Here is a 10,281-nt window from a genome sequence, read left to right as displayed (position 1 = left end):
GACCTCACCCTCCTGAGTGGTTGGATTGTCAACTACTCGTCCCTGGCAAAAGGACGGTGAGGTCTCTTCTTCTTTTTCTCCTCCCTCGGCTCCTGCAAGAACTCCTACGGTAACTTTACACTAACAGTCTTCTTCTTTGGGCACCTTTCGGGGAACCTTTATCCTGAACTTGCTTCCTTTCCCTTCTTCGCTTTCCACCTCTATACGCCCGCCGTGCATTTTCGCTATCTGGTAGCTTACGGCCAAACCTAGCCCTGTGCCCCCTCGCCGGGTGGTGAAAAAGGCCTCCCCAAGGCGGGGAAAGTGCTCCGGCGGGATGCCCACCCCCGTGTCTTCCACCTCGATTACCACCCACTCATCTCCTTCGGGGTAAAGCCGGAAAAACAGCTTACCGCCCTGAGGCATGGCCTGCAGCGCGTTCTGGGCCAGGTTCAGAACCGCCTGCTTGATAAGATCCGGATCGGCCAAGATCACGGGAGTGCCGGGGTGGGAGTCGTAGCTCACCTCGACATGGGCGGCTTTAGCCTGGAGCTCCACCATAAGAACAATATCCTTCAGCAAAACATTGAGATCGGTCGGCACTGGATGGTAATCTCGGGGACGAGCAAAATAGAGAAAGTTACGGATTATCCTCACCGTACGGTCGAGCTCCCCCAGCACCACTTCCAGGTAGCGCCTTTCCGGATCTTGATCGTCCCGTTTTTCGTAAAGGAGCTGGAGCACCCCCTTGATGGAAGTCAAGGGATTGCGGATCTCGTGAAAAAGGGTCGTGGCCAGCTTCCCCATGGCGGAATCGCCGGTGTCCAAAGCAGAAGCGGCATCCTCTACCCGTCTTCCTACCAGGCTGTAAGCCCGGAGGTAAGCTCGCGAGATTTCCTGCTGGAGGTAATCCCTCACCGCCTCCAGTATATTCCTGCCAGCCAACTCGTCCGGACGAGAAGCCTTGTGGCGCGCCAGCCCCGCCGCCTGACGAAGTTGCAGATAGCTGAATTTAAAGCGCTGGCTCACCTCTTTCAAGGTGGCACCCAGGGGAGCTTCGCCCAACCCCGCCACCAACACCCCTACGGGGTACCTGGCCCCGAAGAACTCCAGGAAAACGGGCGCCGCTCCCAACAGGAGCCCGCCGGGGCAAGGGAGATAAATAGAGCGCCTCTCCCCTACCGCCCTTATTCCGCTAAGCCAGTGGGCGTAGCGGCAGAGGGAAAAACCCCGGTCCCCGGTGATCGTCAGCAGGGTCCGGCAGTAGGGGCTGTCTACGTATTCCCACTCGTTTTCTGGGTGAAACTCCGGGAAATGGCGGGGCAAAAGAAGGATGACCGCCGTGCCCAGAGACTCCTTAAGCAGACTCAGGAGCCTGTCCAAAGCCTCTTTGCCTAAACCTCTGGGGAGATCCACTCGCAAGGGAGTAACCAACCCGGAAGAAGAAAAGAAAGGGGCAGCGTCGTCCGGGATCCCTTTAGGGATCTGCCTCCGGACGGCCGCCACCCGCAAAAGATTGGCTACCCGTACCTTTATCTCTTCCGGCTGGGGCGGAAGGAAGTCATCCACCTCTTCTACAGGCGGTGGAGGAGAAACGGCGTTCTTCTCCACCACTGCCACCAGCGCTGGTGTTTTCTGCTTGATCTCCCGGCAGAGCCGCCAGTTCCCATCCTCCGCCCTTTCCCTACTAAGAATCACCAGATCAGCTTCTTCCCAGTCTTCCCCAACGCGTGCCCCGAACTCTTGCACCAAAATACCGATCAGTCTTTCCTCCAGCTCCTTCTCCGAAGGAAGAAGTATTTTAACCGTCAAAGGTGCTTAAACCTCCCTGCTTGAGACTAGGAGGAGAAGTACCGCTCCAAACCGTCCGCCAAAGCCTTGGCCGCCTTCGCCTGAAACTCGGGAGTCTTAAGGAGTGACTCCTCGTAGGGGTTAGAAATAAAACCTATCTCCACTAGAGCTGCCGGCATCTGGGTGTACTTGGTCACGAAGAAGTTGGCCGTGCGCACCCCCAGATCCGGCAGCTGGAGCTCTCCAACCAGAGCTTTTTGTAGACACTGAGCCAAGCGGCAGCTTTCCTCAGGATTGCCCCCAACCGGGCAGTACCAGGTGCTGAGTCCAGCGACCGAAGAATCGGTAGAAGCGTTGGCATGGACGGAGAGGAAGACATCGGCCCCCCAGTCGTTGGCCATCCTGACCCGGGCACGAAGCCCCACGTCCGTATCTCTGTCCCGGGTGAGAAGCACCTGCGCCCCGCGCTCCCTGAGCCTCACCGCCAGCAGCCGGGCCACCCCTAAAGTGAACTCCTTTTCCTGGAATCCGGTGGGGCCAACGGCGCCGGGATCGGAGCCCCCGTGGCCCGGGTCAAGGGCTATCTTCTTCCCCGCCAGTGCCGAGGGGATGAGGCGCTCTTCTCCTCCGCGGCTGGGAGCAGCTTCTCCCAGGGGACGCGCCAGCCAGCCGGCGATGAAAGCCCGCCGACCGTCGGGCAAAACCACGTTGTACCAGCCCCGCGCCTCCCCTATCACCGCCAGCAACGTGCCCCGGCTAACCTGCCCGATCACCGGATAATCCGTGCCCGGGCCCGCCCGCAAATTGACCACCGAACCGCTGACCTCTACCCGGGTGGCAGCACGGGCCACCAGAGGAAGAGCGAGTAAGAAGAGAAGGAACAGAGGGACGCCAGAGAGGAGCCGCCTTCCGAACCATGGTCCCATGCCGGTACTCCACCTCCTTTCTCTAACGCGGTAAAGTTTTGTATCTGTTATTCGGCACCGCTCGACAAAACCCTTCCCCGCGAAGACAAAACTTTCCTGGTAAGAGGCGAACGTCTTCCGGAGAATAAAAGGGCAGGAAGAAGTCCAACGGAGGGAATCGGAGTTGAAAGGTTTTTTACTGGCCCTAATGCTTCTTTACCTGCCGACGGGGAATTCTGAGGCCAATCCTTCCCTCTTCCTGGTAGTGGACACCTGGCAGTGCCGTCTTCTGGTCTTCAGCGAAGACCGCCTGGTAAAAATCTACCCGGTAGCCGTCGGCAAAGCAGGGACCCCCACGCCGGTAGGCAGCTGGCGCGTCATCCGCAAGGCGATGAACTGGGGTTCCGGCTTCGGCACCCGCTGGATAGGGCTCGATGTCCCTTGGGGAATTTACGGCCTGCACGGCACCAACAAGCCCTGGAGCATAGGGCGGCACGAAAGCCAGGGATGCATCCGGATGTTCAACCGAGACATAGAAGAGCTTTACCCCCGCGTGCAGCCGGGAACACCGGTTATAGTGGTGGGCGAGATTTTGCGGGGACCCCGCGTCTTGCGGGAAGGGGATTGCGGCAGCGATGTCATGGAGGTGCAGCGGGTGCTCCAGCGCCAAGGCTTTTACGCTGGCCCCATTAGTGGCCGCTTCGATGCCCGGACAAAGGAGGCGGTGCGCCGCTTTCAGCAGCACTACCGCCTTCCCTCGCTAGGCGAAGTGGACGAAAAAACTTACGAACTTTTGGGGCTTTAGTTCAGCACTCTCACGGTGGGGGTCAGGTTCAGCCGACGGATGAGTTCCAGATACTCTTCGGGGCGGGCCTCCTCCCAGCGCTTGCCCAGGATGGCCAGGAACATCGCTTCCAGAACATTGGTGCCGAAGGAACGCCCCTCTATCACGGGAGTGGTGGTCACGAGCATCCGGACGCCCCGCTCTCTTAAGAGGGCCTCATCCTCCTTGGTGGTGGTATTGGTGAGGATGATTTTGCCCTCCAGGCGAGGCGGGAGGTAGCGTCTTATATAGTGAAAGTCGCCGGCTATAACCTCCCCCCAAGCGAAGAAGCGCTCATACTTCGGCTTAGGAGCCTCCTGCTTCTTGCCTGTGGGGTAGATCCACTTGAAGGGGAGCATGCCTACCACGGGTAGGACGAAGTGAGCCAGAAAAGCCACCGTGCGCAGGCTGTAAAGAGGGATGGGGATGCCCAGCGCGAAGATGAGGTCGCCGAAACAGACCCGCGCGCCTTTCTCTACCAGAGCCTCAGCCATGCCGAAGCGATCCACTGCGCTTACCAGGAGAACTTTCTGTCCGGGGTACATTATCCCCTCCCGGAAGAGGTGTTTTACCACCTCCCGCTCCAGCGTGTGCTTGAGCCCGGAGCCGTCGCATACGGGGGTATGTTTAACCGCCCTTAAAAGCTTGAGCCCGTCCCTTACCGGATACCTTTTCCCTCCCGCCACCAGGTAAACATCGATGCCTCCTAAACCGATAGCGTCTACTTTACCGTCGAGCTCCTTCAGCAGGCTTATGGCCCGCTCCAGGCTGCCGTCCGTCCCCTTTCGGCTTATGAGGAAGCGCTCACCCAGGAGTTCCACTTCTACGGTATGATCCCGACGGGATGAGCCTAGGCTCACACTCACTACCTTTTTCATGCTCCTTACCTTCTTTTAGCTGGCCTTTAGTCCGAGCTTTCGCCCGGCAGTCTGAGAGATTTTTTGGAGGAGTATTTCCTGCGCCTTGGAGAGCTGCAGGTCGGTGGAAGCGTCCGACGGCTGCTCCACTTTAACATCAGGTTCCACCCCGATTTTATTGATATCGTGTTTAAGCGGCGTTAGATAGCGGGCCGTGGTAAGCTTGAGCCCGGCACCGTTGCGCAGGGGATAAACGGTCTGCACCACCCCCTTACCGAAGGTTCGCGTACCCACCAAGACTCCGGAACGGGTTTCTTTTATGGCCGCCGCCACGATCTCCGCCGCACTGGCGCTGTTACCGTTAACCAGCACCACCAAGGGGAGGTCTATGCGGCGCCCGCTGGCCCGGTAGACACTGGTTTCCCGATTGCGGTAGTCGATATAAACCACCGGACCCGCCGGCACGAAGAACTCCGCCACCTTCACCGCCGCCTCGAGTTCCCCGCCAGGGTTGTTGCGCAGATCCAGGATGAGTCCCGCTGCACCCTTTTCCTGAAGCTCTTTCAGCGCCTGGGCCAGCTCCTCCGGCGTGCGCTCCGTGAACTGGCTTATGGCCACATAGCCCACTTTGTCGGCTAACATTTTCGCCTCCACAGTGGGCACAGCGATTTCCTCCCGCCGGAGAGTGAGTTCAAAGGAGCCCTTTTGCGGGCGGTAGAGGGTTAAGGTAACCTCGGTTCCCACCGGCCCTCTTATCAAGCCCACCGCCGTTTCCAAGTCTATCCCCTTGGTCTGCCGCCCATTTATAGAAGTAATAACATCCCCCGGCTCTATCCCCGCCCTGCCTGCCGGGGTATTGGGGAAAGTGCGCAGGACGGTGAGCTGCTGATCCTTGAGCCCCACCACCAGGCCCACCCCACCGAAACTTCCCCTTATCTGCTCGCGCAGCTGGGCGAAGGTAGAAGGATCGAGGTAGGCCGAGTAAGGGTCGTGCAAAGACCCCACCGCCCCCTTTATCGCCCCCTCTATGAGCCGCGACCAGCTGACCTCTTCCACATAGTTTTGGCGGATAAGACGCATGACTTCCAGAAGGTTGGCCAGTTCCCCGCTCCTGCGGGCTCCCAAACCCAGGTAAAGCCCTACTCCCAGACCCAGGAGGAAGAAGATCAACGCCAGGATAACGCTCAAAAACCAGCGTTTGTTCGAGTTATACACTTTCGCCAAAAACCTCCTACCCCGTTACCATCTCTGCATTTTCAAAATAAAATACTCGCTCCCTCTGCTTTTAAGAGCTTGTGGAGCGAGTGCTACTTTCTAAAATTATACGTAGCCGGTGGGATCCTGCGGAACGCCGTTCACTCTCACCTCAAAATGGAGGTGCGGGCCGGTAGCCAAACCGGTAGCCCCCACCGAGCCTATGCGCTGGCCCTTCTTCACTTCCTGCCCTTCGCTTACCGCCGCGGCCGAGAGGTGAGCGTAGAGGGTAGCAAGTCCTCCGCCGTGATCGATCATCACCACCAGCCCATAGCCCCGGAGAGTGCCCACATAGATGACCGTTCCGTCCTGAGCGGCCACCACCGGCGCCCCGGTAGGAGCGGGAATGTCGATGCCGGAGTGGAAGCGGATATCGCCCAGTATGGGATGACGGCGGTAGCCGAAGCCGGAAGATATGGAATAGTAGCCGGGAACCGGCCAGAGCAGGGCCCCTTCGGCCCGGCTCGTCCGATGAGCTCTTGTCAGGGCGATCTGACGGAGAATCTCCCTTTCCTGCGCCTCCAGAGCGTCAAGCTCCGCCTGGAGCCTGCTGAGCTCGCTCTGGGCCTGAGCCAGCAGAGCCTTTTTTTCCTCTTGCCGGGCAGCCAGCGTCCTTATAACCGCTTCTTGCTGATTACGCAAGGTCAGCAGGCGCTGGTGCTGAGCCTGCACCCTGGCTTTATAGGCCTCAAGCTCCGCACGCTGGGCCTTAATTTCTTTAACCAGCGCGGCATCAAAGGCCAGAACATGGCGCAGCAGCTCCAGCCGGGTGATGAAATCGCTGAAGCTGTTGGCCCCCAAGAGCACTTCCAGGTAGCTTACCTGTCCCTCTTCGTAGAGGCTGCGCAGCCGCATGTTAAAAACCTCTTCTGCTTCCCGCAAGCGCGCCTCGGCAAGCCTGACCTGCTCCTCCGCCCTTTTGAGCTCCTCTTCCACCTGCTGGAGTTCTTTCTCTAGCGCCTGCCGCTCTCTCTCTTTGGCCTCGATGGAAGCGTTGAGGGAGGAAAGCTGGGCGCTGAGGCTTTCTATGGTCATCTTGGTAGCATTGGCTTCCCGGCGCTTCTCCTGAATCTTGTTGCGGGTCTGCTGCAGGTGATCGGTCAAGCTCTCTCCCCAGGCGGTGGACCAGAAAAAGGTAGTTAAACTCAAAGTCACCAGAAGTGCGAAGGCGACGAGACGGCGCACGCTCTCCCCCCTTCAAACCGCCAAGAAGCGGCGTACAGAGATAAACGAGGAAATCCCTCCCAACAAAACCCCGCTAAAAAGCAGGGAAAGATACAAGGTGATCAAGGTTCTGGCTTCGCTTACCGGGCGGAAAAAGAACAAGGTTGTCTCCTCCAGGTGCCAGAGCAGGGACCAGTAGCCCCAAGCCAGGAAACCGGTGGCTAGGCCGGCGCCCAAAAAGCCTATGAGCAACCCTTCGCACACGAAGGGGCCACGCACAAACCAGTTGGTGGCCCCCAAGAGCTTCATGATACTTATCTCCTCGCCCCGGCTGAGGATGGAGAGACGGATGGTGGTCACAGTGAGAAAAACGGCCGCTACCGCAAAGAGCAGCACCAAACCCGCCGCCGCCCAGCGTATCCAGTTGGTGACGCGCAACAGCTTCTCCACCACCCCTTCGCCGTAACGAACTTTTTCTACTCCCGGCAGGGCGGCTGCCTCTTTGGCTATGAGGGGCACGAGCTGAGGCTGCTTGGGGAACAGGCGAAAGGAGTCGGGCAGAGGGTTGTTCTTGTCCAGACCCCGCAAAAGGTCGCTGTTCTCCCCCAGCTCCCGGCGCAGCTTCTCCAGAGCCTCCTGGCGCGAGACGAATTCCACTTTAGCCACGCCTTCTATCTGAGCCAACTTCCGGGCCAGTTCCTCGCGCTCGGCTGACTTGAGCCCGTCTTTAAGAAAGACGGCAATTTCCAAACCTTTTTCCACCGTGCGTGCGAAGTGAGCAGCATTGAGGGCCAGAAGAACGATGAAACCCAGAAGGAAAACCGCCACCGCTATCATGCCCACGGCAGAGGTGGCCAGCCAAAGGTTGCGCACCAGGTTGACGATCGCCTCTTTAACCCAGCGCCAGAAGAACCTAAGTGCCATAACGGTAATTCCCCCAGGCCGGAAGTTCCTCGGTCAGGCGTCCCTCCTGTAGGCTTATCACTCGCTTGCCCACGGCGTTTACCAGGTCCCAGGCGTGGGTCACCATGAGCACAGTAGTTCCTTCCTCATTAATTTTAAGAAGAAGCTGAAGTAAGTCCCAGGAGGTCTGGGGATCTAGGTTCCCCGTAGGCTCGTCAGCCATGAGAAGGAAGGGGCGGTTAACCAAGGCTCGCGCTATGGCCACCCGCTGCTGTTCACCGCCGGAGAGTTGGTGGGGAAAGCAGCGGGCTTTGTCGGCCAATCCCACTCTGGCCAAAACCTCCGGCACCCGTTTGCGGATTTCCCGCCACGAAGCTCCGGCTATCTCTAGCGCCAGGGCCACATTTTCAAAGACTGTCTTACGGGGCAAGAGGCGAAAATCCTGAAAGACCATGCCGATACGCCGGCGCAGGTTGGCTACCTCACTCGGGCGCAAGCGCGCCACGTTCCTTCCGTTCACCAGCACCTGCCCGCGCGTGGGCAACTCCTCCCGGCAAATGAGCTTGGTGAGGGTGGTTTTGCCCGCACCGCTCGGACCCACAACGAAGACGAATTCCCCCCGCTCTATGCTGAAACTCACGTCGACCAGAGCCCGTACCCCGTTAGGATAAATCTTGGTAACATTGCAAAATTTTATCAAAGGAACCACCTCCCGGGCGCGGGGGTTTTTCTCTTTATTCGACATCGGGAAGGCGACTCCTTTCTTTACGGTCGTAAACAAATATACATTTCATCGAAAGTTAAAGGGGCTAGAAGGGGGAGAAGCTCTTCTTGCGCTCAAGGACCTCCTTAACCGCTTCTGCCAGATGGGTGGGGGTTAGACCATATTTTTCTAGTAACTCCTCCGGCTTACCCGACTCGCCGAAAACATCCCTTATGCCCACCCGCTTTAAGGGGACGGGGCACTCTTCGCCCAGGATCTCTGCTACCGCACTGCCCAGGCCCCCGATAATGCTGTGCTCCTCCGCCGTGACCACCGCCTTCGTTTCCAGGGCCGCCCGGACCACCGCGGCAACGTCGAGGGGCTTGAGCGTGTGCATGTCGAGCACCCGCACCTCTATTCCCTCAGCGGCCAAAGCCTGCGCCGCCTCCAAGGCCTGGGCTACCATAATGCCCGTGGCTATTATGGTGGCATCTTTTCCTTCGCGCAGGCACACGGCCTCTCCGGGCCGGAAGACAAAGTCCGGGGCGTGAATTACGGGCACGGGAGCCCTTCCCAGGCGGATGTAAACAGGCCCGTCGATCTCCAAAGCCGCTCGGACAGCACCAAAGGTCTCCACCGCGTCAGCGGGAACGAAGACGGTCATCCCCGGCAAGGCCCGCATTAAGGCCAAATCCTCTATGGCCTGGTGGGAAGCCCCGTCTTCTCCTACCGTTATCCCGGCGTGGCTGGCACCGATTTTGACGTTGAGCCGAGGGTAGGCGATACTCTGCCTTATCTGATCAAAAGCCCGCCCTGCCGCAAAAACGGCAAAGGTGGAACAAAAAGGTATCTTGCCGGCCGCCGCCAGGCCCGCAGCCACGCCGAACATGTTCTGCTCCGCCACCCCGAAGTCGAAGAAGCGCTCAGGGAAACGCTTTTTAAAGAGGATGGTTTTGGTCGACTTGGCCAGATCGGCATCCAGAACCACTATCTCCGGCCGCTCCTCGCCCAGTTCCACCAGTGCTTTGCCATAAGCATCCCGCGTCGCGATCTTTTCCGCCACGCTTCCTCCTCCTTATTCCAGCTCGGCCAAGGCTACTTCCGCCTGCTCCGGTTTGGGAGCTACCCCGTGCCAATCTACCTGATTTTCCATGAAGGAAACTCCCTTGCCTTTGACCGTCCGGGCGATGATCATGCTCGGCTTGCCTTTGACCTCCTGAGCTCTGGCCACCGCGTCCAGAATCTCACCGAAGTCGTGCCCATTTATCTCCTGCACGTGCCAACCAAAGGCCCGCCACTTCTCCGCCAAGGGCTCGAGGTTCATTACCTCCGCCACCGGCCCGTCTATCTGTAGCCCGTTGTAGTCCAAGAAAGCGATGAGGTTGTCCAGCCGGTAGTGGGCCGCCGCCATGGCCGCTTCCCAGACCTGCCCCTCCTGGCACTCTCCGTCCCCCAAGAGGACGTAGACCCGGTAGCTCCTGTTGTCAAGACGAGCGGCCAGAGCCATGCCCACTCCCACCGACAGGCCCTGGCCTAGAGAACCGGTGGACATCTCCACTCCTGGCAACTTGCGCATGTCGGGATGCCCCTGAAGCCGGCTCCCCAGCTTGCGCAAGGTTAAAAGCTCCGCCAGCGGGAAGAAACCGCGCTCGGCCAAAGCCGCGTAAAGTAAGGGGGCGGCGTGCCCCTTGGAAAGGATAAAGCGGTCGCGATCGGGATCGCTGGGGTTGCTAGGGTTGAGCCGCAAAACGGCGAAGTAAAGAGCGGTCACTATGTCGGTGGCCGAAAGGGAGCCCCCCGGGTGACCCGATCCTGCTGCCGCCGTCATCCTTATGATGTGCCGCCTTATCTCTTTGGCCTTCGCCTTCAGTTGCTCAATCAATTCCTCCCGATTCATCGCCT

10 protein-coding genes are annotated in these 10,281 nt (G+C 59.0%); 1 reads left to right on the top strand and 9 read right to left on the bottom strand.

From position 1 onward, the window contains the following. Positions 1-120 precede the first annotated feature (120 nt). Both DXX99_RS08275 and DXX99_RS08270 read right to left on the bottom strand, forming a co-directional pair. Positions 121-1,791: an ATP-binding protein gene (locus DXX99_RS08275; protein ID WP_115793026.1), complete on the bottom strand. Its 1,671-nt coding sequence runs from the start codon at positions 1,789-1,791 to the stop codon at positions 121-123. Between the two features lie 26 nt (positions 1,792-1,817). Further along, entirely contained in the window at positions 1,818-2,696 is an 879-nt protein-coding gene (locus tag DXX99_RS08270; RefSeq protein WP_115793025.1) for an N-acetylmuramoyl-L-alanine amidase family protein, read from the bottom strand. Between the two features lie 163 nt (positions 2,697-2,859). On the opposite strand from DXX99_RS08270, the gene DXX99_RS08265 reads away from it, so the two are divergent. After that, the gene (locus tag DXX99_RS08265) at positions 2,860-3,480 is read left to right on the top strand and encodes a L,D-transpeptidase family protein (RefSeq protein ID WP_115793024.1); all 621 of its coding nucleotides are present in this window, start codon (positions 2,860-2,862) and stop codon (positions 3,478-3,480) included. On the opposite strand, the gene DXX99_RS08260 is transcribed toward DXX99_RS08265, so the two are convergent. The 7 genes from DXX99_RS08260 to DXX99_RS08230 form a co-directional block, all read right to left on the bottom strand. Next, entirely contained in the window at positions 3,477-4,376 is a 900-nt protein-coding gene (locus DXX99_RS08260; RefSeq protein WP_115793023.1) for a quinate 5-dehydrogenase, read from the bottom strand. The two genes, DXX99_RS08265 and DXX99_RS08260, sit on opposite strands and share 4 nt — an antisense overlap. Positions 4,377-4,391: 15 nt before the next feature. Further along, positions 4,392-5,570 carry a S41 family peptidase gene (locus DXX99_RS08255; protein ID WP_115793022.1) on the bottom strand — a complete coding sequence of 393 codons (1,179 nt, stop codon included), beginning with the start codon at positions 5,568-5,570 and terminating at the stop codon, positions 4,392-4,394. 105 nt (positions 5,571-5,675) lie between these two features. Continuing rightward, positions 5,676-6,794 (bottom strand): murein hydrolase activator EnvC family protein, encoded by a 1,119-nt coding sequence (locus DXX99_RS08250; protein WP_115793021.1) that lies wholly within the window; start codon positions 6,792-6,794, stop codon positions 5,676-5,678. 12 nt (positions 6,795-6,806) lie between these two features. Continuing rightward, a complete protein-coding gene (gene ftsX, locus DXX99_RS08245) occupies positions 6,807-7,697 on the bottom strand; it encodes a permease-like cell division protein FtsX (RefSeq protein ID WP_115793020.1) in 891 nt (296 codons plus the stop codon). Beyond that, a complete protein-coding gene (gene ftsE / locus DXX99_RS08240) occupies positions 7,687-8,376 on the bottom strand; it encodes a cell division ATP-binding protein FtsE (protein WP_115793030.1) in 690 nt (229 codons plus the stop codon). The genes ftsX and ftsE overlap by 11 nt, the downstream gene beginning before the upstream one ends. Before the next feature lie 109 nt (positions 8,377-8,485). Next, on the bottom strand, positions 8,486-9,442 hold the full coding sequence (locus DXX99_RS08235) for a transketolase family protein (protein ID WP_115793019.1): 957 nt from the start codon (positions 9,440-9,442) through the stop codon (positions 8,486-8,488). 12 nt (positions 9,443-9,454) lie between these two features. Continuing rightward, positions 9,455-10,276 carry a transketolase gene (locus DXX99_RS08230; RefSeq protein ID WP_115793018.1) on the bottom strand — a complete coding sequence of 274 codons (822 nt, stop codon included), beginning with the start codon at positions 10,274-10,276 and terminating at the stop codon, positions 9,455-9,457. Between the last annotated feature and the right edge of the window lie 5 nt (positions 10,277-10,281).

This window comes from Ammonifex thiophilus (assembly GCF_003368535.1).
Lineage (GTDB): Bacteria > Bacillota > Desulfotomaculia > Desulfotomaculales > Ammonificaceae > Ammonifex > Ammonifex thiophilus.
This window is presented reverse-complemented; position numbering and strand designations above follow the sequence as displayed.